Raw genomic sequence first — 22294 nt, forward strand, 5'->3', positions numbered from 1 at the left:
TCTCCAAAAAGAACGACCGCTGCTTCTGTTGCGCAGCGGTCACCCGAGTAGCCGGTGAGTCAATGCGCCTCGCGCGTCACGTTTTAGGCAACGTCACGCCGTGCTGGCCTTGATACTTGCCGCCGCGATCCGCGTACGACGTTTCACAAATCTCGTCGCTTTCGAAAAACAGCACCTGCGCGACGCCTTCGTTCGCGTAGATTTTGGCAGGCAAAGGTGTCGTATTTGAGAATTCGAGCGTGACGTGCCCTTCCCACTCCGGCTCGAACGGCGTCACGTTGACGATGATCCCGCAGCGCGCGTACGTGGACTTGCCGAGACAGACGGTCAGGACGCTACGCGGAATGCGGAAATACTCGACGGTGCGCGCGAGCGCGAACGAATTCGGCGGAATGATACAGACGTCGCCCCTGAAGTCGACGAACGATTTTTCGTCGAAGTTCTTCGGATCGACGATCGTCGAATTGATGTTCGTGAAGATCTTGAATTCGTTGGCGCAGCGGATATCGTAGCCGTAGCTCGACGTGCCATAGCTGACGATCTTCCGGCCGTCCTCGGAGACGCGGACCTGGTCGGGCGCAAACGGCTCGATCATGTTGTGCGACGCGGCCATGCGCCGGATCCACTTGTCGGATTTGATGGTCATAGTTGAACGCTGCCTGACGGATAAAAGCCGGATAGAAGCCCGACGTAAGCAAGTGAGCCAGATACGCGGCCGGGCCGCGGGCCGGATCCGGGGCCGGCCGGCAGGCGGTGACCCACGCGCTGCCCGGCTGGCGCCCGACGAAAGGCGCTTATTTTACGCGATCGAACGAAAGTTGCCGGTAGCGGGGAATTTCACTGCCGGATCAGTCCGCACGCGAGCGGAACGCCCGCGCCATGCTGCGGATACGCGTACGGATCGCTCGCGTCGCGATGCAGCAGCACCGAACGCTGCACGACTGAACGCACGCCGTCGAGCGAGACCTCCGGCGCCACGATAAAGCCGCTCGCCACGCCGTTCGAATCCGCGTGAATGTTGCCGAGGTCGCCCTCGACACGCGCGCCCGCCTTGAGCCGCTCCGCACCCGGCGAGAAAATCGCGCCGGCGCTGGACCCGTCGGAGGCGTTGCAGTCGCCGCGCTCGTGGATCTGCAGCGCGTGATCGCTGTTCGGCGGCAGACCCGCCAGGTTGTATGTGACCTGCACGCCGTCCGAGCGCTCGATGAACGTCACGGTGCCGCGAGCCAGATTGCCGGCGGTGGGCAGCAACTGCGCGTCGGCGCGCTTTTCCTGTGGTCTCAGGAATGAAGTGCAGCCGCACAGAAGCAGGCTGCTGGCAGTCAGAACGATGAACGCATGCACCGCCTGTCCGTCGATTCGTTGTCTCATGCGATCCTCTTGTCAGCCGGCGAGCGCCCCTGCGCCCGCCCTGCCCGACCTCGAAGCCGACATGATACCGCGCCGGCCTCGCGCATTGACGCATGTGACATACCTGCCGGATAGCCAGCACGGGCAGATGCACGGACCCGCACGCGTCGGGCGCGAACCCCTCAGGTGTTCTGCACGACGATATTGGGGAATTTCGACGTCATGTCGCGCGCGCGCTCGGCGATATGGATCGCGACCTTGCGCGCGATCGAGCGGTAGATATCGGCGATACGGCCATCCGGATCGGCCACCACCGTCGGGTGCCCGGAGTCGGCCTGCTCGCGGATCGCGATATCGAGCGGCAGGCTGCCGAGCACGTCGACACCGTACTCCTTACCCATGCGCTCGCCGCCGCCGGCGCCGAAGATATGCTCTTCATGACCGCAGTTCGAACAGATATGCATGCCCATGTTCTCGACGATGCCGAGAATCGGAATGCCCACTTTTTCGAACATCTTGAGGCCCTTCTTCGCGTCGAGGAGCGCGATGTCCTGCGGCGTCGTGACGATCACCGCGCCCGTCACCGGCACGCGTTGCGACAGCGTCAGCTGGATATCGCCCGTGCCCGGCGGCATGTCGACAATCAGATAGTCGAGATCCTGCCAGTTCGTCTGCCGCAACAACTGTTCGAGCGCCGACGTCGCCATCGGGCCGCGCCACACCATCGGATTGTCCTGGTCGACCAGAAAGCCGATCGAGTTGGCCTGCACGCCGTGACCGGTCAGCGGATTCATCGACTGGCCATCCGGCGATTCCGGCCGGCCCTCGATGCCCAGCATCATCGGCAGCGACGGGCCATAGATGTCGGCGTCCAGAATGCCGACCGAGGCGCCATCACTCGCGAGCGCGAGCGCGAGATTCACGGCCGTCGTGCTCTTGCCGACGCCGCCCTTGCCCGATGCCACGGCGACGATGTTCTTCACGTTCGGCAGCAGCTTGACGCCGCGTTGCACGGTATGCGCGGCGATTTGCTGCGACACCCGCACGCGGACGTTCGCGACGCCCGGCACCTCGCGCAGCGCGCCGGCGACCAGCGCCTCGATCGCCGCGAACTGACGCGTGGCCGGATAGCCGAGTACCACGTCGACGCTGACCGTTGCATCATCGACGGAAACGTTCTTGAGGTTCTTTGCCGCCGCGAACGGGTGGCCGGTGTTAGGGTCAGCGACAGCCGCGAGTGCAGCGTCGACCAAAGCCCGATCGATACTCATTGAAACTCCGGGAACACAGGTGGCACGCTCGGATCGAATCGTCGCCGGCCACAGGAAATTGAAAGAAATTGTTGCACAGGATTGCGAAAAACAGGCTCCCCGGGCACGCTTCGGCGACTATTAACTGAAGGGCCAAATCGCCGTGCGATCAGCCATCATTGTAGTGGCTGGCGCGTGGCCTTGCCTGATACCCCTTTTCCGCTGTCGGTACGGACAGTCTGTCCGGTATCCTGCCTGAGTCGTCGACAACCGGTTTTTTGAAGAGAGGAACAAAAATGAACACGAAAATCATCAGCCATCTTACGGTGTTTGCAGTTGCTGGCGTGCTGCTCGCGGGCTGCGCGTCCCAGCAGGGTACTAACACGGCCGTCGGTACGGGCGTGGGTGCGGCAACGGGCGCGGGTCTTGGCGCGATCTTCGGCGGCGGCAAGGGTGCGGCGATCGGCGCGGGCGTCGGCGCCGCGGTCGGCGGCATCACCGGCTACAACTGGCAGGCAATTCACAACAAGCTGTCGGGCGCCACGAAGGGCACCGGCACGCAGATCACCGAGCAGCCGGACGGCTCGCTCAAGCTGAACATCCCGAGCTCGGTCACGTTCGACACCAACAGCTACGCGATCAAGCCTTCGTTCGCGCCGGTGCTGGACCAGGTCGCCCAGACGCTCAGCCAAAGCCCGGAAGTGATCGCGCAGGTGGTCGGCCATACGGATAGCACGGGCCAGGCAGCGTACAACCAGACGCTGTCGGTGAACCGCGCGCAGAGCGTGGTGAACTATCTGGCAACGCACGGCGTCGCGGCGCAGCGCCTGTCGGCGCAGGGCATGGGCGCGACGCAGCCGGTCGCGGACAACAGCACGGAAGCGGGCCGCGCCCAGAACCGTCGCGTCGAAATCTATCTGCGTGCAACGGCCCAGCCGGGTCAGGCACCGAAGTAACCCCATCTACGCAAGGGGAATGGCGGGCCACCCGGCCTGCCGGAACGGCCGGCCAGCGGATAAAAGCGGCGAATCGAAAAAAATTCGAACTCTGCTGAAAATCCACTGTCTGTCTTTACGGTACGTGGCTGGCGATGCCGCCGCGTCACCATTCTCCTCTTGTCGTTGTTGCTCCGGGGCTCAGCCCCGGTTTTTTTTGGGCGCCCGGTTTTCGGCAACACGCCTGAACCGAACGTTGCGAAGGCGCCGCGAGACCCACGCTTCCTCCCTGTGCTGTCCGTCACCCGAATTCATCCGCGTGTCTGCCAGAGCGCATTCACCCGTTCCCAGGCCATCCGGCGAGCGCCGCGCCGGCAGGTCTGCCCTGCTAGAATCGAAGTTTCGTCCTTCCGCAAGTCCCAGAATCCCTATGTCAGCACCCGCTACCGATCTCACCGCAGGCACGCCGCCGGGCCGTCGCCAGATTCTCGTCACGTCCGCGCTTCCGTACGCGAACGGACAGATTCACATTGGCCACCTGGTCGAATACATCCAGACGGACATCTGGGTCCGCTCGATGCGCATGCACGGGCACGAGATCTACTACGTGGGCGCCGACGATACGCACGGCACGCCGGTCATGCTGCGCGCGGAAAAGGAAGGCATCACGCCGAAGCAGTTGATCGACCGGGTCTGGCAGGAACACAAACGCGATTTCGACAGCTTCGGCATTTCCTTCGACAACTACTATTCGACCGATTCCGAAGAGAATCGCGTCCTGAGCGAATCGGTCTACGTCGCGCTGCGCGAGGCCGGCCTGATCGAGGCGCGCGACATCGAACAGGCATATGACCCGGTCAGGGAAATGTTCCTGCCGGACCGCTTCATCAAGGGCGAGTGCCCGAAATGCGGCGCGAAAGACCAGTACGGCGACAGCTGCGAGGTGTGCGGTTCGACCTATTTGCCGACGGATCTGGTCAACCCATACTCGGTCGTCTCGGGCGCCACGCCGGTCCGCAAGACGTCGACGCACTATTTCTTCCGCCTGTCGGACCCGCGCTGCGAGAACTTCCTGCGCGGCTGGGTGGGCGGTCTGGCGCAGCCGGAAGCCACCAACAAGATGCGTGAGTGGCTCGGCGATTCGGGCGAGGCGAAGCTCGCCGACTGGGACATTTCGCGCGACGCGCCCTACTTCGGCTTCGAGATTCCGGGCGCGCCCGGCAAGTATTTCTACGTGTGGCTCGACGCGCCGGTCGGCTATTACGCGAGCTTCAGGAATCTCGCCGAAAAGCGCGGCATCGATTTCGACGCGTGGACGCGCAAGGGGTCGACGGCCGAGCAGTATCACTTCATCGGCAAGGACATCCTCTATTTCCACACGCTGTTCTGGCCGGCGATGCTCGAATTCTCGGGGCATCGCACGCCGACCAACGTGTTCGCGCACGGCTTCCTGACGGTGGATGGCGCGAAGATGTCGAAGTCGCGCGGCACGTTCATCACCGCGCAAAGCGTGATCGACACCGGCCTGAATCCGGAGTGGCTGCGTTACTACTTCGCGGCCAAGCTCAACAGCACGATGGAAGACCTCGATCTGAACCTCGACGACTTCCAGGCACGCGTGAACAGCGACCTCGTCGGCAAATACGTGAATATCGCGAGCCGCGCGGCGGGCTTCCTGATCAAGCGCTTCGACGGCCGCATCCAGGACAGCGCGATGCATCATCCGCTGCTCGCGACGTTGCGCGCCGCCATCCCGCAGATCGCGGCGAACTACGAGGCACGCGAGTACAACCGCGCGCTGCGCCAGACGATGGAACTCGCCGACGCCGTCAACAGCTACGTCGACACGGCCAAACCGTGGGATCAGGCCAAAGACCCGGCGAACGCGGTCGCGCTGCATGAAACCTGTTCGGTGAGCATCGAGGCGTTCCGGCTGCTTTCGCTCGCGCTCAAGCCGGTTCTGCCGAAGCTTGCCGAAGGCGTCGAAGCGTTCCTCGGCATCGAGCCGCTCAAGTGGTCCGACGCAACGGTGCCGCTCAGCCCGGCGCGCGCGATCAACGCATACAGGCATCTGATGACGCGCGTCGATCCGAAGCAGATCGAGGCGCTGCTGGAGGCGAATCGCGACTCGCTGCAAGCCACGGAATCCGGCACGCCGACCGCGGATGAAAAGGCCAAAGCCAAAGCGAAGGCAAAGGCCGCGGCGTCGAACGGCAAGTCGGAGAACAAGGCTGACGCGGAAGAATCGCCGTTCATCTCGATCGACGATTTCGCGAAAATCGATCTGCGGATTGCGAAGATCGTCGACTGCCGCGCGGTCGACGGATCGGACAAGCTGCTGCAACTGACACTCGACGTCGGCGAAGAGAAAACCCGCAACGTGTTTTCGGGGATCAAGTCGGCGTATCAGCCGGAGCAGCTCGTCGGCAAGTTGACCGTGATGGTCGCCAATCTCGCGCCGCGCAAGATGAAGTTCGGTCTGTCGGAAGGTATGGTGCTCGCGGCATCGGCGGCTGACGAGAAAGCCGAACCGGGCATCTACGTGCTCGAACCGGGCAGCGGTGCAAAACCCGGCATGCGCGTGAAATAACCAGCGAAGTAATTCGTGAAGTAACCCGCATTGAAGGCGTGCCGGCCCGGCGCCTTCGGCTCATCAAAAAGCACGTCCGCGGACGTGCTTTTTGATTTTCCGCTCACCAGTTGACCCGGTCGAAGCGCCGCGTGTAGAAGAGTTCGACGCCCTCGAACGTGCCGCCGTACGCGGCAACCGACCAGTAGCGTGTCAGGTTCACGGTCGCCTTGATCGCGTTGCTCGCGGTCTGCAATCCCTGTTCGTAGCCGATCACGAGCCATTCGTTGATCGCCTTCGACACCATCACCACTTCGGGGTCCGTCAGGCCGACATCGCTGCGCCCGATCGAGAACTCGTCGAGCCCGAGCGTGTTGGCGATCTTCTTGCCGCTCGCGCTGCCAAGCAGCGCGAGCGCGGTCGTCATCGTGCTCTGCTGCCCGAGGTTGTTACCCTGATCGGTGCCGTGACCGAACAGCAGCCACGAGAGCTTTTCGTTATCCGCCACGTTCGGCTCGGACACGAGCTTCACGACCGGCGACTGGATCGTGCCGGTCACCTGCACACCCGCCTCGACCTGCTGGTTGCGGCGCATCGCGAGAATGTTGATGCCCGGATTCGCCACCGGCCCGTTGAACGTGAAGAAGCCGTTTTCAATGCCGAGCTTGCGGCCGAACGTGGTGTAGGTCGATCCTTCGGTGACGCGCACGTTGCCCACCGCGCGCAGCGGCAGGTTCGGCGCGCTCATCGCGGTAATCGTGCCGCGCAGGCCCAGATCGGCGCCCTGCCCGCGGAAACGGAAACTGTTGCCAAGGTTGATGTCGATGTTCGCGCGCGGCGCGAACGGCCCGATGGGCTTGTCGCTGCCCTCCACCGTCGGCTGCTTCTCGCCGCGCACCGTGCCATCCGGACGCACGATCACCACATCGTCACCGAGCTTCGGCGCCGACTGTTCCGGCAGGTCGAAGAGCGCGTGGTCGACGTTGAACTTGCCGTCGATCGCAAGCCCGCCGAGCGGCCCGGCGCTCGCGACGCTCGCATTGCCCGACAGTGACAGTTCACGATCCGGCGAGGCAAACAGTTCGAGCTTGTCGGCGACGATGCTCGCCTTGACGTCCGGGTCCGGGCCGCCGAGCTTGACCTGACCGGTGGCGCGCAGCGTGCCGCTTGCGCCGTGAAACTCGACCTGCTGAAAGTCGACGAGATTGTCGGACAGCGCAATGCGGATCGTGCCGTCCTTCAGCTGCACGCCCTGGTCGACGAGCGTGGCCGAGAGCCCGTCGCCGATCAGCGAGCCCGACAGGTTCGGCTTCGCGGCGGTGCCGGCGAGCGCGAGCTTCAGTGCGAGATGTCCGTCGAGCAGATAGCTCGGGCCGAACAGGCCGCCAGTCGTTTTCAGCGACGGTACGTTCGCGACCACGTTGCCCGTCAGCGGCGCTTCTTCACCGACCGTCAGCATGCCGTCCTGCATGACGAGTGTCGTGTGGGCGTCGGCGTCGATCACGCCAAGCCGGTTCGCCTGCGCATGCACGGTCGCGTTCAGACGGTTGCCGCCGCTGAAATCGGCGCGCGCCGCAATGTCCGTAATGCCGAGCGATGCCAGACCGCGCCCGACCTCGACCGTGATATCGCCCGTGCGACGCTTCAGCTGGATGTGGCCCGTGGCCGTCTCGCCGAGCGAAAAGTCCCAGTCGCCGTCGAAGACCAGATCGGTTTTGACAACCGGCGCCGTGCCGGTCATTTCCTGCCGCAGTTCCTGCAACCGCGGCACCGAGATGTTGGTGACCGCGCCTGCCGAGCGGATCCGGCCGTGATCGAAGGCAAAGGATTTCAGATCGAGCACCGCGGTTTCGAGCGTCAGATGCGTCGAACCCAACGTCACGCGGCTCGGGGCGACGCTCACCGTCAGCGGTGATTCGAGATTGAGCGACGGCGTGCCGCGGTTCTGCAGACGCGTCACCGTGCCGTCCCAGTGCGTGCCGTCGCGCGCGTCCGTCAGATGGCCGCTGGCGGCAAGGGTCAGGTCTACCGAACGCTCCCGGACCTTGCCGGTCGCTTCGGCGTCGAGCGTATGGTTCGCACGCGTGCCGCGCAGATGCGCGTTGAGCGTCGCCAGTTCCACGCCTTCGGTCGAGAGATTGCGCGCGTCAGTCGTGAAGACGAGCGCGCCGTTCGCGCCGTCGCGCAACTCGGCGTGGCCTTCCGCGTGGCCGAGCCGGTTCGCGCCGAACGCTACGTTGTCGGCCTTGTAGTTCAGCACGACGTCCGGATGGGCGAACGAACCGGTGACGTCGCCGTCCGCCGCGACAAAGCCCGCGATGCCAAAACCGAGCCGCTCCAGTTGCGGCGCGTCGACCCGGAACCGCAGACGGTCGCCGCGCGCGCCGAAACTGCCCTGCAGATCGACGTCGTTACCCGCGATCGAGAGGCTCGCCTTGCTCGGCAGGATGCGCGAGCCGGCGAGCTGGATCGTACCGTTGCCTGTCAGCGGCAGGTCGTCATAGACGCTCGGACCAAGCCGGAATTCGGCCTTCGTGGTGAACGTCGGGCCCAGCACGCCGGCCGCCGTGATCGCACCGTTGACGCGCGCCTCGATCCGGCGTTTCGCGGGCGCAGGATGTTTTGCGACGGGTTTCTGGGGGGCGGTGGCGCTCGCCGCCGAAGCAGTGGTGGCGTTGGTGCCCCTCGCTGGCTTCCCGCCCTTTGCAGCTGAAGCTGAAGCCGAAGCCGGGGCCCGGGCCGGCATCCGGGAAGTCAGCAGCAGCGGATCGAAGTCGGTCAGCGTCGCCTTCAGGTTGTAGGTGGAATTCGCGTCGTGCTTGATGGCGCCGCCCAGATCGATGCGGCCCTTGCCGGCCGTCAGCCTGACGTCGCTCAGGCTCATGCGCGCCGGATCGAACGTCACCTTGCCCTGCGCACGAAGCGCCGCCTTCGGATCGGTGAGATCGAGCGTGATGCTCTGGATGTCGTCGTTCAGGCGGATGCCGACCGGCCCGGACAACTGCGTCGGCATGACACTCGCTTCGATCGCATTCAGATCGAGACCCGAGACGTGCAGGTCGAACTGGCCGTGCTTGCCGGCGAGCGCGCCGCCGCCGGTGACCATCGCGTTTTTCACGAGCCGCACGTTCAGGTTCGAGATGCGCTGCGTGTGGGCGTCGAGTCGCACGTCGGCGCGGGCGTCGATGAGGGGCAGCAGTTTCTGGTCGATACCGCCGGGCTTCGCATTGACAATCGAGATCGACCCCGCGACCGCGAAACCAGGCTTTTCCGCAGCCTGCGCGGCGCCGCTCGCGGCCTCGTCGGGTGCGGAAGCTGGCGGAGTCCCGCTCGTTACGCTCACCGCGCTTGCCGGACGACCCGCGACGCCCGCGCCCGGCACACCCGCGCTGCTGGCCGCGCGTACCGACGAAGCAGCCTCAGGCGCAAACACCATCGTCGAGCCGTCGCCGGCCTCGACCGGCTGCAACTCGGCGCGCACCGCCAGGTCGGCGAACGGCGCGCCCGGCGCAAACGCCTGCGGATTCACGTGATCGAACGTCAGCGTCGCGCGCCGGACCGGCACGGCGGCAAACGGCGTCGCCTCGACGTGCGCGTGGCCCGAAAGCTTCATGCCGCTGGCGTCGAGCTCGGCGACGAGCGTCTCCAGCGATCCCGTCAGATGGCCGCCGACCTGCACCGCTTCGTCGTTGACCTTGCCGGAATAACCGGCCTCGCCCGTCAGCGCAAACGGCTTGACGCCATCCAGCTTCACCGACGCCGTCACCGCGCCGAACGGCGTATCGAGGCGGTCGATCGCGGCTTCGTGGTGGCGGCCGTCGCTGCGCCCGTGAAACACGAAACGCGAGAATTCGGTCGTCGATCCGCCCTGTCGCAGCAGCAGTCCGTCCACCCGCAGATCGCGCACATCGAGTTGCAACGGCAGGCGCAGATCCTGCGGCAGCGTCAACGGGCCCGAGCTGGACGTCGAAGGGGCGACGCGCGCGTCGATCGTGCCGATGTGCAGATAGTCGATCGAAAAGCGCCACGGCTTGTCGGTCAGCGCCCAGCGACCGTCGATGCGGTCGATCCTGATATCGGTGCCGCTGCCGTCGAGGCTGCGCCATTGCAACCGATGCAGCCGCAAACCGGTGGCGACCGTGCCGCCGTCGAGCGTGCCGGTGAGCCGGCCGTCCAGCATCCTGACCGCCAGGTGCCAGGCGTATGCCGTGCCGCGCTCGGTCGTGAGCGTGCCGTACAGCAGCCCTGCGACCAGCGCGACGAGTACCACCGGCACCGTGGCCGCCCACACGAGCGTAATCCACAGCCGGCGACGCCGGCGCGGACGCACGGGCGGCGGCGCGGCTCCATCGGGACCCCCGGGGCCGCCGGGCGTGGTGTCGCCGGGCTGGTCGGGTGGCGGGTTGGCGGGCGTATCCGTCGTCATGAATAAAATCAGAAAGCGATGCCGAGCGTCAGATACGGACGCACGCTGTGATTACGAATGCCGTACGCGAGGTCGACGTCCACCGGGCCGACCGGGCTGCGCCAGCGCGCACCCACGCCGACGCCCGGATAGAACACGCGTTCGCCCCAGGTATCGGTGGCCGTGCCGATGTCGAAGAACGCCGCGGCGCCCCAGTCGTGATTGAACCAGTGCTGGTATTCGCTCGTCGCCGTGACGACGTATTTGGTCGGCAGGATCGAGCCGTCGACGTTGTTACCGATGCTCTGAAAGCCGTAGCCGCGTACCGAATTCGAGCCGCCCGCGCGGAACAGCAGCGACGCCGGAATCCCGCTCGACGAGCCGCTCGTGAACACACCGCCCAGTTCCGCGCGAAACAGCACGAGGTCGCGCTTGCCGACCGGCACATACTGCTGGCCGCGCGCGTAGCCGCGCACGAAGCTCTGGTCGGTCAGCACGTGCTTGACAGCGAAGCCGGCCTCGACGTGAATCAGGTTGCCCGAGCGCGGGAAAAGCGGGTCGTCGGTATTGCGGCGCGTCCATGACCAGGTCGGCACGAGCGCACGGCTCGTCGTGGGCGGCCCGACGTTCTGCAGCAGCCGGTCCTGGTAGTAGAGGATCGAATATGAGTAGTCGATGAACTGCGAGGTTCGTGCCCGCTGTACGCCGGCGCGCGCGCTGTAGATGCGCGTATCCGACACGTCGGTGGTCGTATAGGACGCGAGCACGCTGTTCACCCAGCCACGCTGGCCGGGCGGCATCGCCAGCTGAACCTGGCCGTACTTCTGGATCTGGTCGATCCGGCCGTCCACGGTGAACGGATACGCCGCGCCGAACGTGTCGAGATACGAATACGATCCCTGGACTCGCGGGCCGTTGTCGGTCGAATACCCGACGCCGCCGCGAATGCTGTTGTACGGATATTCGCTGACCTTGACGTGGATGGGCGTTTCGAGCGGCTTCGCCGTATCGCTGTCGGTGTCGATGGCGACGCTCGCGTAATACGGCGTGTTCTGCAACTGGCGCTGGAGTTCGACGATGCGCTGCTCGTCGTAGATATCGCCGGCCGTGATCGGGTTCACGTTCTCCACGATCTGCCCGGGATAGCGGCGCGTGCCGGAGACATCGAGCTTGCCCATCGTGAACGTCGGGCCGCTGTCGAACGTGACGCTCAATTTCGCCTCGTGCGTGCGCGGATCGATGCGTGCCTCGGAATGGTAGATCTTCGCACCCAGATAACGGCGCGCCTGCAGTGCTTTCAGCGAAGCGTTCTTCGCGCCGTCCCAGTCGCCCTGCGAAAACGGGTCGCCCTCGTGCAGCGAAAACGCGAAGCGCGCCGCGTTTGCCTGCGCCGGGTCTTCGGTCAGCACGGGCCCGCGAAACGACAGTGAAATCGAAGAGATCGTGGTCATCGGCCCGGGATCGACACTCACCGTGACCTCCCGCTTGCCCTCGACCGTGCGGACGTCCGTGCGCACGACCGGCGAAAAATAGCCCTGCGTCGCCGTGAGGTCGCGCACCTGCTGCGGCGTCGCGGTGACGAGGAAGTCGAACTGGTCGTCGCTGATGTCCTCGCGTTTCGCGAAGCGCGCGATATCGAGATGCTCTTCCAGCAGCTTGCGCAGCGCGCGCGGCGAGGTTTCGATGTCGACCTTGTAGGAGGGCGCCGTGCGCGCCTGCGCGTGGCCGGCACTCAGGGCACAGACGAACGCAAGGAAGCTGAAGACGAGCCACACCCTGAGCGTGCGCGCCTTCAGGCGCGCGGCGTCCATGCGCCCCACACCAGTTGCTGCACGCGACACGCGCGACGGTTCGATCACACACCCCGCCAAACAGGACCTCCGGCCATTATTGATTGTTTCCGCCCGGCGCCGCGCAGGCGGACCGCAACGCGCTATTTGACCACATCGGCACGGCACGGCGATCTCAAATGAATCCTTTGAGCGGAACCGCCAGAACTGCCCCGCCCGCCCGCCTGGCCGGGCGCCGCAGCCCTCGTGCAGCTGGCAGCGCCCGCGCTTCGACGCCGCGGCGGCAGGAATGTTCCGGGACTTTTCGACCGGACCGGGCGCTTGCGGTAAAATTACCGTCGACACCGGCTGGCGCCCTGGGCGACGGTCGCATTCATCTCTCACGGACGTCGAACCATGTATCAATCGGATATCACGCAATTCCTGAATCAGCTGAAGCAGCAAAAGCCTGCTCTGGAAGCAGAACAGCGCCGCGGCCGTTCGCTGCTGTGGGACAAACAGCCGATCGATCTGGACGAGCGCGCCAAACAACAATCGTCGCGCGTTGAACAGACGCCTTACGTCTATTACCAGAACTTCTGAGCGTGACGACTGCCGACGAGGCCCGCGCCGCATCGGGACGTCCCGACGCAGCGCTCGCCGCGCCCGCGACCGATTCGACGCCTGATACCGTCGACGGTATCGCTTTCGCGCGCCTGTACGGCGAGCCGCTCTTCAAGCTGCCGACGGACCTGTACATCCCGCCGGACGCGCTCGAAGTCTTTCTCGAAACGTTCGAAGGCCCGCTGGATCTGCTGCTCTACCTGATCCGCAAGCAGAACTTCAACGTACTCGACATTCCGATGGCCGACGTCACCACCCAGTATCTGGGCTACGTCGACCAGTTGCGCAAGACGAATCTCGAACTCGCCGCCGAGTATCTGCTGATGGCCGCGATGCTGATCGAGATCAAATCGCGCATGCTGCTGCCGGTGAAGAAGGCGGACACCGGCGACGAAGTCGAGGATCCACGCGCCGAACTCGTGCGCCGGCTGCTGGAATACGAGCAGATGAAGCTCGCCGCGCAACGTCTCGACCAGTTGCCGCAACTCGGGCGCGATTTCCTGCGCGCCGAGGTGTACATCGAGCAGAGCATCACACCGCGCTTTCCCGACGTGAATTCCGACGACCTGCGCGCCGCGTGGGCCGACGTGATCAAGCGGGCGAGGCTCGTGCAGCATCACCGTATCTCGCGCGAGGAACTCTCGGTGCGCGAGCACATGAGCACGATCCTGCGGCGCCTGCAGAACGCACGGTTCATGGAGTTTTCCGACCTGTTCGACACCACGCGCGGCGTGCCGGTCGTGGTGGTGAACTTCATCGCGATGCTTGAGCTCTCGCGAGAATCGCTGATCGACATCACCCAGGCCGAGCCGTTCGCACCGATCTACGTGCGCCTCGCCTACCTGCCTGCATGAGGCTCGCCTCGTGAACACCCGGCGATTCGCCGACGGGGCACCCTCTTTCGCCTGAAAAATCCGCAAGGAACCCGCGACCGATCATGAAAGTCATCAGCTCGATCCACGAATTGCGCGACCAGTTGCGCGGCCAGAACCGCACTGCCTTCGTGCCGACGATGGGCAACCTGCACGAAGGCCATCTCTCGCTGATGCGCCTCGCGCGCCAGCACGGCGATCCGGTGGTCGCGAGTATCTTCGTGAACCGGCTGCAGTTCGGCCCGAACGAGGACTTCGACAAATATCCGCGCACGCTCGAAGCCGACATCGAAAAGCTGCAGAAGGAAAACGTCTACGTGCTGTTCGCGCCGACGGAGCGGGATCTGTATCCGCAGCCGCAGGAATATCGCGTGCATCCGCCGCACGATCTCGGCGACATCCTCGAGGGCGAATTCCGGCCAGGCTTCTTCCAGGGCGTGTGTACCGTCGTGATGAAGCTGATGTCGTGCGTGCAGCCGCGCGTCGCGGTGTTCGGCAAGAAGGATTACCAGCAGTTGATGATCGTCCGGCAGATGTGCAACCAGTTCGCGCTACCCACCGACATCATCGCCGCGGAAACCGTGCGCGACGCCGACGGCCTCGCGCTCAGCTCGCGCAACCGCTTCCTGCAGGCCGCCGAGCGCGCCGAGGCGCCGCGCCTTGCGGCCGAACTGAACCGCGTGCGCGACGCCGTGCTGGCGGGCAACCGCGATTTCGCGCAGATCGAGGCCGCCGCGATGGCCGCACTCGCCGCGCGCGGCTGGCAACCGGACTACGTCGCGGTGCGCAAGCGGGTGAACCTGCTTCCCCCGACCGCGCAGGATATCGACGAGCCGCTCGTCGTGCTCACGGCCGCGAAACTGGGCGCGACGCGCCTGATCGACAACCTCGAAATCTGACGCCGGCGGCTACCGGACGCATCGCGTCACCCGTTCAGCGCACATTCCACGCACATTCAGGGTACTTAAGGAAAGAAACGGTCATGCAACGCCATATGCTGAAGTCGAAGATCCACCGCGCGGCGGTCACGCACTGCGAACTGCATTACGAGGGTTCGTGCGCGATCGACGAAAACCTGCTCGAAGCGGCGAACATCCTCGAGAACGAGCGGATCGATATCTGGAACATCAACAATGGCGAACGTTTCTCGACGTACGCGATCAAGGGCGAACGCGGCAGCGGCATGATCTCGCTGAACGGGTCGGCGGCACGGCGCGCGCAGCTGGGCGATCTCGTCATCATCGCGGCGTTCGCGACGGTCGACGAAGCCGAGCTCAAGGCGGGCTGGAAGCCGGATCTGGTCTTCGTCGACGAGCACAACCGGATCAAGGGCAGCCGGGATCACGTGCCGACGCAGAGCTGGACCTGAGCCGCACACAGCCTGCCGTGCCGTTCATCCGGCCCGGCCCCGGATGCAAAAAAAGTGCAGCGTGAACACGTTGCGCTTTCCTGTTTCTGGCCGGAGAAAACCGGCTCAAGGCCGCGTCAGTACAACACCATCTGCGTACAGCGGAACAGGGCCATCACCTTGCCATTGGGCGCAAAAACCTTCGCGTCCCAGATCTGCGTGCTGCGGCCCAGATGCACGCCGGTCGCCTCGGCTCTGACAACCCCTTCGATCGCCGTGCCCAGAAAATTGCTCTTCAGTTCGATCGTCGTGAAATTCACCGCCTTGTCGGGCAGATGGGCGAGACACGCATAACCGCAGGCCGTATCGGCCAGCGCGATCACCGAGGCCGCGTGCAGGAAGCCGTTCGGCGCGAGCAGATCGCCGCGCACCGTGAGTTCGCCGACGAGCGCCCCCTGTTCGAGCGAGACGACGCGAAACCCGAGCAGATCGGGCAACGTCCCTTTTTGCCGTTCACGCAGGTGTTCAATCGTATATTCCGGGCGAAGCATGCTCATAAGGTTCGAACCTCAACGGAAAAGATAAAAAGACGGAACGGCCTGGACAAAGACTTCGAAGCGACCGGATTTGCCGATATTATCAACGCCTGAACGCAATCGACTGCAAAACGAAAGACAGGCACGGTAAACCGGCTGGCGCGGCCGGCCTTCTTCCCGGGAGAATTCATGACGGTCATCGTAGTGGCGAATCCGAAGGGCGGCGTCGGCAAAAGCACGCTCTCTACCAATCTGGCAGGTTTTTTTGCGGCATCCGGCGAGTGGGTCGCGCTCGCGGACCTGGACAAACAGCATTCCTCGCACGCCTGGCTCGACTTGCGACCCGGCACGCTGCCCGCCATCGAACGGTGGGAAATCGATCACGACACCCCGGTGAAACCGCCCAAAGGTCTTGAACACGCGATCATCGATACCCCGGCCGGCCTGCACGGCAATCGCATGAACGCCGCGCTGGAACTCGCGGACAAGATCATCGTGCCGCTCCAGCCATCCATTTTCGATATTCTCGCGACACAGGAATTCCTGGAGCGGCTCGCGAAAGAGAAGGCCATCCGCAAAGGCAACATCGAAGTCGGCGTCGTCGGCATGCGGGTCGACGCGCGCACGCGCTCGGCCGACCAGCTGCATCGTTTCGTCGAAGGCCTGAAGCTGCCGGTGCTGGGCTATCTGCGCGATACGCAGAACTACGTCCAGCTGGCCGCGCACGGGTTGACGCTGTGGGATGTCGCCAAAAGCCGCGTCGAGAAAGATCTCGAACAGTGGCAACCCATCATCGAATGGACCAACGGCAAGGGTTGAACATCACGTTCAGCCGCTCGTCACCCCTGAAACAACCGCACATGCGACCTGTGCCGCCCCGCGAGACGGGGCGGCACGATCGGGCCGATCATCCAGCGCGCCAGGGGCAGCAACCTGTCGCACCGGACATCGCGCCCAGAAGCATCAAACGCCAACAGTCTGCCGCGATGCCCGCGCCGCGCCAACAGCGTAGAGCCCGCCGCCCAGCAACCCCTGCACGACCAGCGCGATCGCCCAGAACGCCGGGTATTCCCAGCCGCCGCTCGGCGACGTGAAGCTCCATCCGTTGTGCAGATGAACCGACATCGCGCCCAGCATGAACGGCAGCAGTACAAGCGCGACCCAGCGCACCTGGAAGCCCAGCAGCAGCGCGATACCGCCGGCGAGTTCGACGAACGCCGTCACATACGCGAGCCATCCCGGCAGCCCGACGGACACAAAAAACGCGGCTGCGCCAGGCAGCGTGAAGACGAGAATCTTTTGCAGGCTGTGGGCGAGATACAGCACGCCCAGGGTCAGCCGCAGGATCGTGGCGGCTGCATCGGCGTTACGGGTCGAATTCATGTCCGGCTCCTCAAAGGGTTGAACTGACAGCGCGAGGCGCGCCATCGATGGAGCAGACTGTATTCGAACCCGTGAGGATGAAAAACCGCCAGAAAGGCTTAGATTATTTCCTTTCAGGTGTTAATCGGTTAATTCGCTAATCCACTGTGCCAGCTGAGCGCGCCGAACAGCTTCGGCAGATCGAGGTGTGCCGCCAGGGTGTCGGCGAGGCGATCGAGCGACGCCTCGCGTAGCGCCGGATAGTCGAGATGCCGCGCGTCGGCGAGGCCGGCCCACGCGAGCATCGCGTGGCACGCCTGCGGCGTATCGAAGAGCCCGTGCAGGTAGGTGGCGAAAATCTGCCCATCGCTGGAAATCGCGCCGTCGGGGCGCGTCGCCACCGGTTCATCCCCAGCCAGAAGCAGCGCGGGCCGCGCGAGCGCCGGCCCTTCCGTCTCGCCCATGTGGATTTCGTAGCCCTTCACCGTGGCCGGATCGCCCAGCGCGAGGCGGCCCGTCGCGTTCTTCAGCGTCTTCGCCTGTGTGAGCGTCGTCGAATAGTCAAGCCAGCCGAACCCGGCGACGCTCCCCGGCGCGCCTTCGACGCCATGCGGGTCCGCCACTTCGCGCCCCAGCATCTGCATGCCTCCGCAGATGCCGATCACACGCCCCCCGTAACGCAGATGGCGACGCAACGCTTCCTCCCAGCCCTGGCCGCGCAGCCACGCGAGATCGGCCTGCACGTTCTTCGAGCCGGGCAGGATCACGAGGTCCGCCGGCGGCGGCGCCGTGCCGGTCCGTACGTAGCTGAATTCCACCTGCGGATGGGCGCGCAGCGCGTCGAAATCGGTGTGGTTGCTGATATGCGGCAACGCCGGCACGACGACGCGCAATACCGGCGCGCCATCGGCCGCATGGGCGGTGTGCGGATCGCGCGGCAGCATATCCTCGGCATCGAGCGTAAGGCCGTGCAGATACGGCACGACGCCGAGCACCGGTTTGCCGGTCTTCGCTTCGAGCCAGTCGAGCCCGGGCTTCAGCAGTCCGATGTCGCCGCGAAACCGGTTGATGATGAAACCGCGCACCCTTGCCTGCTCGCCCGGCGAGAGGCATGCGAGCGTGCCCGTCAGATGCGCGAACACGCCGCCGCGATCGATATCCGCGACCAGCACGACCGGACAGTCCACCGCCTCGGCGAAACCCATGTTCGCGATGTCGCGATCGCGCAGGTTCACTTCCGCCGGGCTGCCCGCGCCTTCGACGAAGATCGTGTCGTACGCCGCCTGCAGGCGCGCATACGATTCCAGCACGGCTTCGAACGCGACCGGCTTGTAGTCGTGATACGCCCGCGCGTCGAGATTCATGCGCGCCTTGCCGTGGATGATCACCTGCGCGCCGCGGTCGCTCGTCGGCTTGAGGAGCACGGGGTTCAGGTCGGTGTGCGCATCGATGCCGGCGGCGAGCGCCTGTAACGCCTGCGCGCGCCCGATCTCGCCGCCATCGACCGTCACGGCGCTGTTGAGCGCCATGTTCTGCGGCTTGAACGGCGCGACCCGCACGCCCGCGCGACGCGCAAGCCGGCACAACCCCGCGACGAGCGTGCTTTTGCCCGCATCGGATGTCGTACCCTGGATCATCAGCGTGCCACGCGGCACGTGGACGTTCATGCGCACATTTTCACGCGCGTCCGGATCGGGCGAAGATGCGGAAGATGTCGAGGAAGGCGGGGGCGATGAAGAAGTCGTCACGAAAGAATCGCAGGGCGGCGGCAAGAGGAGCCCGCATTATCGCCCGCGAGGGAACACGCCGGTAGCCGGTACAATCACGCGATGATTCCCCGCGACCTCACCTTCGTTCTCGGCGGCGCCCGCTCGGGCAAGAGCCTGCATGCCGAACGGCTCGCCAGCGAAAGCGGCTTGCCGGTCACCTATATCGCCACCGCGCGCGTCGCGGACGACGAATTCGCCGAACGTGTCGCGCATCATCGCGAACGGCGTCCGTCGCACTGGAAGTTGCACGAGGCGCCGCTCGATCTCGCGGGTGCGGTCGCCGCAATCGACGCGCCCGGCCATTGCATCCTGATCGACTGCCTGACGCTGTGGCTCGCCAATCTCCTCTGCCCGGCCGGCGACGCGCCGCCGGCCGGTGAACCTCAAACGCTGCTGTCCGCGTTCGAAGCGGCGCTGGTTTCGGCGCGCGGCAAGATCATCGTCGTCAGCAATGAAATCGGGCTGGGCGTCGTGCCGCTGGGCGCGGCGACGCGTCTTTACGTCGACGAACTCGGCCGCCTGAACCAGCGCATCGCCGCGTTGAGCACGCAGGTCACGATGATGGTCGCGGGCCTGCCGCTCGCGCTCAAGACACCGGCCGCCGCATGATCCTCACGATGCCGCTCATCGCCACGCTCGCGACGGCCTCGGTGATCGTCGATCGCTGGATTGGCGAGCCGCGTACCGCGCATCCGCTCGTCGCGTTCGGCAAGCTCGCCGCCGCGATCGAGACGCGCCTGAACACGGGCGTGCGCGCGCGGCTGATGGGCATCGTCGCGTGGCTCCTCGCGGTCGCGCCGCCGGTTGCGATTGCCGCGTGGCTCGTCGCCGTGCTGCCGTTCCTGTATGCGTGCGCGCTGCACGTCGCGCTGTTGTGGTTCGCGCTCGGCGCGCGCAGCCTGCACGATCACATCGCGCCGATCGCGCGCGCGCTCGTCAGGCGCGATCTGGCACAGGCGCGCATGCTGACCTCGCGCATCGTGTCGCGCGAGACGGCCCACGCCGATGAAGCCGCGCTTTCCCGGGCCGCCGTCGAATCAGCGCTCGAGAACGGCAACGACGCGATCTTCGGCGCGCTCTTCTGGTTCGCGCTGCTCGGCGGACCGGGCGCGCTGGCGTTTCGTCTCGCCAACACGCTCGACGCGATGTGGGGTTACCGCACGCCGCGTTATCTGCGTTTCGGCTGGGCCGCCGCGCGCTTCGACGATGTGCTCAACTGGATTCCCGCGCGTCTCACCGCCGCGAGTTACGCGCTGCTCGGCGATACGCGCAACGCACTGCGCTGCTGGCGCGAACAGGCGCCGCGCTGGGACAGTCCGAACGCGGGGCCGGTCATGGCATCGGGGGCCGGCAGCCTGAACGTGCAACTCGGCGGACCGGCGGTGTATCACGGCGCGATCGAGCAACGTCCGATGCTCGGCATGGGCCGCACCGCGACCGCGCAGCATGTGATGGCGGCGCTGACGCTCGTCGAGCGCAGCGTGTTCCTGTGGCTCGCCGTACTGATCGTACTGGCGCTCCTAAGCGTGCCATTCAATGTCTGACGCCATCGTTCACGGCGGCAACCTGCACGAAGCGGCGCGCCGCCATGGCATCCCGTACGAAGACTGGCTCGATCTGTCGACCGGCATCAATCCGCACGGTTATCCGGTGCCACCGGTGCCCGCCGATGCATGGCGGCGTCTGCCCGACGAAGGCGACGGCTACGCCGCGTGCGCCGCGCGCTACTACGGCGCGCCGGATGCCGCGCACGTGCTGCCGGTCGCGGGCAGCCAGGCGGCGATCCGCGCGCTGCCCGCGCTGTTGCCCCAAGGCACCGTCGGCATCGCGCCGCTGACGTATGGCGAATACGCGCCGGCGTTCGAACGCGCCGGTCATCGCGTGATGCCGCTCGACGTGACCGGCGCAACACTGCCCGATGCGATGACACATGCCGTAGTCGTCAATCCGAACAATCCGACTGCGCAACACGTGAGCGCCGCGACGCTGCATCGATGGCATGCGCAGTTGTCGGCGCGCGGCGGCACATTGATCGTCGACGAGGCGTTTGCCGACACGATGCCGTCCGGCTCGCTTGCGGGGTCGACGGATCGTGCGGGACTGGTCGTGTTCCGCTCGCCAGGCAAATTCTTCGGACTTGCCGGCGCGCGCGCGGGCTTCGTGCTGGCCGTGCCCGCGCTGCTCGCGTCGTTGCGCGAAACGCTTGGCGCGTGGACCGTGAGCGGCCCCGCGCGCCACGCCGTCACGGCAGCGTTCAACGATGCCGGATGGCAACGCACGATGCGCGCGCAACTCGATGACGACAGCGCGCGTCTCGCCGCGCTCCTCGACGCGCACCGGCTGCCGCTCAGTCGCACGCCGCTCTTCGCGTGGACACCGGACACGCGTGCCGCCGCGCTGCACCACGCGCTCGCGCAACGCGGAATCTGGACGCGCTTTTTTCCGGCACCGGCGAGCGTGCGCTTCGGTCTGCCCGCAACGGACGCGCAATGGTCGCGTCTCGAACAGGGCTTGAAGGACAGCATGCACGCGATCGGGACCGCGCCCCTCTCCTCCTTCGACGATCGATGACGCAACGCCTCGCTTCTGTTGTCCTTTCCGCTCTCGCTGCCTGCGCGTTTTCAGCAAGCGCGTTCGCGATCACCGTCACCGACGATTCCGGTGCCGCCGTTACCCTCGCCGCCCCCGCGCAACGCGTGATCAGCCTTGCGCCTCATGTCACCGAGTTGCTGTATGCGGCGGGCGGCGGTGCGAAAATCGTCGGCGCGGTGACGTACAGCGACTATCCGCCCGCAGCGAAACAGTTGCCACGCGTCGGCGACAACAAGGCGCTCGATCTCGAACGTATCGTCGCGCTGAAGCCGGATCTGATCGTCGTGTGGCGTCATGGCAATGCGCAGCGTCAGCTCGACCGTCTGCGCGACCTGCACATTCCGCTCTATTTCAGCGAACCGCATCATCTCGACGACATCGCCGTCACGTTAACGAAGCTCGGTGAGCTGCTCGGTACATCGCCGGTCGCGGACGCCGCCGCGAGTGCGTATCGCAACAGCATCGCGCAACTGCGCGCGCGTTACGCGTCGAGGCCCACTGTGAGCGTGTTTTATCAGGTCTGGGATCAGCCGTTGATGACACTCAACGGCACGCATCTGATCAGTGAAATGATTGCGCTGTGCGGCGGGCGCAATGTGTTCGCGAAACTCGAACCGCTTGTGCCGACCGTTTCGACCGAAGCCGTGCTCGCCGCCAATCCGGAAGCGATCGTGACCGCATCGCCCGGCGCGACGACACCCGACCGGCCGTTGCCGCAACTCGACACATGGCGCGCGTGGCCGGCGCTCGATGCCGTCGCGCACGACAACCTCTTTGCCATCGACGGCGATCTGATCAACCGTCCCGCGCCGCGCATCGCGCAAGGCGCGGCGCTACTCTGCCAGGATCTGGAGACGGCGCGCTCGCATCGAACGGGCAAACCGCAGCGCTAGCGCGCGCCTTTTGCCAGCGG

The 22294-nt window shown here is 65.4% G+C and carries 19 protein-coding genes; 11 read left to right on the forward strand and 8 right to left on the reverse strand.

Annotation, left to right across the window (positions count from 1 at the left end; all coding sequences use genetic code 11):
- Positions 1–76: 76 nt before the first annotated feature.
- From dcd to apbC, 3 genes are all read right to left on the reverse strand, one after another.
- Positions 77–646 carry a dCTP deaminase gene (gene dcd, locus LPA37_RS10630; protein ID WP_228973922.1) on the reverse strand — a complete coding sequence of 190 codons (570 nt, stop codon included), beginning with the start codon at positions 644–646 and terminating at the stop codon, positions 77–79.
- 191 nt (positions 647–837) lie between these two features.
- Positions 838–1371: a superoxide dismutase family protein gene (locus tag LPA37_RS10635; protein WP_228973920.1), complete on the reverse strand. Its 534-nt coding sequence runs from the start codon at positions 1369–1371 to the stop codon at positions 838–840.
- Between the two features lie 161 nt (positions 1372–1532).
- Positions 1533–2621 carry an iron-sulfur cluster carrier protein ApbC gene (gene apbC / locus LPA37_RS10640; protein WP_228973918.1) on the reverse strand — a complete coding sequence of 363 codons (1089 nt, stop codon included), beginning with the start codon at positions 2619–2621 and terminating at the stop codon, positions 1533–1535.
- 275 nt (positions 2622–2896) lie between these two features.
- Here apbC and LPA37_RS10645 point away from each other — a divergent pair, with 275 nt between their 5' ends.
- Positions 2897–3556, forward strand: coding sequence for an OmpA family protein (locus LPA37_RS10645; protein ID WP_228973916.1), 660 nt, complete (start codon positions 2897–2899; stop codon positions 3554–3556).
- A gap of 409 nt (positions 3557–3965) precedes the next feature.
- Entirely contained in the window at positions 3966–6125 is a 2160-nt protein-coding gene (metG, locus tag LPA37_RS10650; RefSeq protein WP_229012525.1) for a methionine--tRNA ligase, read from the forward strand.
- Positions 6126–6228: 103 nt separating this feature from the next.
- Here the strand turns inward: metG and LPA37_RS10655 are convergent, their stop codons facing one another.
- On the reverse strand, positions 6229–10530 hold the full coding sequence (locus LPA37_RS10655) for a translocation/assembly module TamB domain-containing protein (protein WP_229012526.1): 4302 nt from the start codon (positions 10528–10530) through the stop codon (positions 6229–6231).
- A gap of 8 nt (positions 10531–10538) precedes the next feature.
- Positions 10539–12320 carry an autotransporter assembly complex protein TamA gene (locus LPA37_RS10660; protein ID WP_229012527.1) on the reverse strand — a complete coding sequence of 594 codons (1782 nt, stop codon included), beginning with the start codon at positions 12318–12320 and terminating at the stop codon, positions 10539–10541.
- A 375-nt stretch (positions 12321–12695) separates the two neighbouring features.
- Here LPA37_RS10660 and LPA37_RS10665 point away from each other — a divergent pair, with 375 nt between their 5' ends.
- The 4 genes from LPA37_RS10665 (at position 12696) to panD (ending at position 15143) form a co-directional block, all read left to right on the forward strand.
- Positions 12696–12881 (forward strand): DUF3460 family protein, encoded by a 186-nt coding sequence (locus LPA37_RS10665; protein ID WP_228973908.1) that lies wholly within the window; start codon positions 12696–12698, stop codon positions 12879–12881.
- A gap of 2 nt (positions 12882–12883) precedes the next feature.
- Positions 12884–13756 (forward strand): segregation and condensation protein A, encoded by an 873-nt coding sequence (locus tag LPA37_RS10670; protein WP_228973906.1) that lies wholly within the window; start codon positions 12884–12886, stop codon positions 13754–13756.
- A gap of 83 nt (positions 13757–13839) precedes the next feature.
- Positions 13840–14673 carry a pantoate--beta-alanine ligase gene (gene panC, locus LPA37_RS10675; RefSeq protein ID WP_228973904.1) on the forward strand — a complete coding sequence of 278 codons (834 nt, stop codon included), beginning with the start codon at positions 13840–13842 and terminating at the stop codon, positions 14671–14673.
- An 83-nt stretch (positions 14674–14756) separates the two neighbouring features.
- Complete coding sequence (panD, locus tag LPA37_RS10680; protein ID WP_229012528.1) at positions 14757–15143, forward strand: aspartate 1-decarboxylase; 387 nt, start codon at positions 14757–14759, stop codon at positions 15141–15143.
- A 116-nt stretch (positions 15144–15259) separates the two neighbouring features.
- Here panD and LPA37_RS10685 read toward each other — a convergent pair whose 3' ends face one another.
- Positions 15260–15679: a PaaI family thioesterase gene (locus LPA37_RS10685; protein WP_229012529.1), complete on the reverse strand. Its 420-nt coding sequence runs from the start codon at positions 15677–15679 to the stop codon at positions 15260–15262.
- Between the two features lie 168 nt (positions 15680–15847).
- Between LPA37_RS10685 and LPA37_RS10690 the strand changes: the two genes are divergently transcribed.
- Positions 15848–16477, forward strand: a complete 630-nt coding sequence (locus LPA37_RS10690; RefSeq protein ID WP_228973898.1) for a ParA family protein — start codon at positions 15848–15850, stop codon at positions 16475–16477.
- 144 nt (positions 16478–16621) lie between these two features.
- On the opposite strand, the gene LPA37_RS10695 is transcribed toward LPA37_RS10690, so the two are convergent.
- Both LPA37_RS10695 and LPA37_RS10700 read right to left on the reverse strand, forming a co-directional pair.
- Positions 16622–17041: a DoxX family protein gene (locus tag LPA37_RS10695; RefSeq protein WP_228973896.1), complete on the reverse strand. Its 420-nt coding sequence runs from the start codon at positions 17039–17041 to the stop codon at positions 16622–16624.
- Positions 17042–17169: 128 nt separating this feature from the next.
- Positions 17170–18687, reverse strand: a complete 1518-nt coding sequence (locus LPA37_RS10700) for a cobyric acid synthase (protein WP_229012530.1) — start codon at positions 18685–18687, stop codon at positions 17170–17172.
- 162 nt (positions 18688–18849) lie between these two features.
- Between LPA37_RS10700 and cobU the strand changes: the two genes are divergently transcribed.
- Genes cobU through LPA37_RS10720 form a run of 4 tightly spaced genes read left to right on the forward strand, consistent with a single transcriptional unit; the run spans position 18850 to position 22274 of the window.
- The gene (gene cobU, locus LPA37_RS10705) at positions 18850–19398 is read left to right on the forward strand and encodes a bifunctional adenosylcobinamide kinase/adenosylcobinamide-phosphate guanylyltransferase (RefSeq protein WP_229012531.1); all 549 of its coding nucleotides are present in this window, start codon (positions 18850–18852) and stop codon (positions 19396–19398) included.
- On the forward strand, positions 19395–20333 hold the full coding sequence (cbiB, locus tag LPA37_RS10710) for an adenosylcobinamide-phosphate synthase CbiB (RefSeq protein ID WP_229012532.1): 939 nt from the start codon (positions 19395–19397) through the stop codon (positions 20331–20333). Before cobU ends, cbiB begins: the two co-directional genes overlap by 4 nt.
- Positions 20326–21360, forward strand: a complete 1035-nt coding sequence (gene cobD, locus LPA37_RS10715) for a threonine-phosphate decarboxylase CobD (protein ID WP_229012533.1) — start codon at positions 20326–20328, stop codon at positions 21358–21360. The genes cbiB and cobD overlap by 8 nt, the downstream gene beginning before the upstream one ends.
- Positions 21357–22274, forward strand: a complete 918-nt coding sequence (locus LPA37_RS10720) for a cobalamin-binding protein (RefSeq protein WP_229012534.1) — start codon at positions 21357–21359, stop codon at positions 22272–22274. The genes cobD and LPA37_RS10720 overlap by 4 nt, the downstream gene beginning before the upstream one ends.
- Positions 22275–22294 lie beyond the last annotated feature (20 nt).

Source organism: Paraburkholderia gardini, from assembly GCF_907164545.1.
GTDB classification, from domain to species: domain Bacteria; phylum Pseudomonadota; class Gammaproteobacteria; order Burkholderiales; family Burkholderiaceae; genus Paraburkholderia; species Paraburkholderia gardini.

Excerpts from the sequence above, each read along its gene's own strand:
- dcd (WP_228973922.1), bottom strand. The coding sequence starts at position 646 with ATGACCATCAAATCCGACAAGTGGATCCGGCGCATGGCCGCGTCGCAC.
- LPA37_RS10635 (WP_228973920.1), bottom strand. The coding sequence starts at position 1,371 with ATGAGACAACGAATCGACGGACAGGCGGTGCATGCGTTCATCGTTCTG.
- apbC (WP_228973918.1), bottom strand. The coding sequence starts at position 2,621 with ATGAGTATCGATCGGGCTTTGGTCGACGCTGCACTCGCGGCTGTCGCT.
- LPA37_RS10645 (WP_228973916.1), top strand. The coding sequence starts at position 2,897 with ATGAACACGAAAATCATCAGCCATCTTACGGTGTTTGCAGTTGCTGGC.
- metG (WP_229012525.1), top strand. The coding sequence starts at position 3,966 with ATGTCAGCACCCGCTACCGATCTCACCGCAGGCACGCCGCCGGGCCGT.
- LPA37_RS10655 (WP_229012526.1), bottom strand. The coding sequence starts at position 10,530 with ATGACGACGGATACGCCCGCCAACCCGCCACCCGACCAGCCCGGCGAC.
- LPA37_RS10660 (WP_229012527.1), bottom strand. The coding sequence starts at position 12,320 with ATGGACGCCGCGCGCCTGAAGGCGCGCACGCTCAGGGTGTGGCTCGTC.
- LPA37_RS10665 (WP_228973908.1), top strand. The coding sequence starts at position 12,696 with ATGTATCAATCGGATATCACGCAATTCCTGAATCAGCTGAAGCAGCAA.
- panC (WP_228973904.1), top strand. The coding sequence starts at position 13,840 with ATGAAAGTCATCAGCTCGATCCACGAATTGCGCGACCAGTTGCGCGGC.
- panD (WP_229012528.1), top strand. The coding sequence starts at position 14,757 with ATGCAACGCCATATGCTGAAGTCGAAGATCCACCGCGCGGCGGTCACG.
- LPA37_RS10685 (WP_229012529.1), bottom strand. The coding sequence starts at position 15,679 with ATGAGCATGCTTCGCCCGGAATATACGATTGAACACCTGCGTGAACGG.
- LPA37_RS10690 (WP_228973898.1), top strand. The coding sequence starts at position 15,848 with ATGACGGTCATCGTAGTGGCGAATCCGAAGGGCGGCGTCGGCAAAAGC.
- LPA37_RS10695 (WP_228973896.1), bottom strand. The coding sequence starts at position 17,041 with ATGAATTCGACCCGTAACGCCGATGCAGCCGCCACGATCCTGCGGCTG.
- LPA37_RS10700 (WP_229012530.1), bottom strand. The coding sequence starts at position 18,687 with ATGAACGTCCACGTGCCGCGTGGCACGCTGATGATCCAGGGTACGACA.
- cobU (WP_229012531.1), top strand. The coding sequence starts at position 18,850 with ATGATTCCCCGCGACCTCACCTTCGTTCTCGGCGGCGCCCGCTCGGGC.
- cbiB (WP_229012532.1), top strand. The coding sequence starts at position 19,395 with ATGATCCTCACGATGCCGCTCATCGCCACGCTCGCGACGGCCTCGGTG.
- cobD (WP_229012533.1), top strand. The coding sequence starts at position 20,326 with ATGTCTGACGCCATCGTTCACGGCGGCAACCTGCACGAAGCGGCGCGC.
- LPA37_RS10720 (WP_229012534.1), top strand. The coding sequence starts at position 21,357 with ATGACGCAACGCCTCGCTTCTGTTGTCCTTTCCGCTCTCGCTGCCTGC.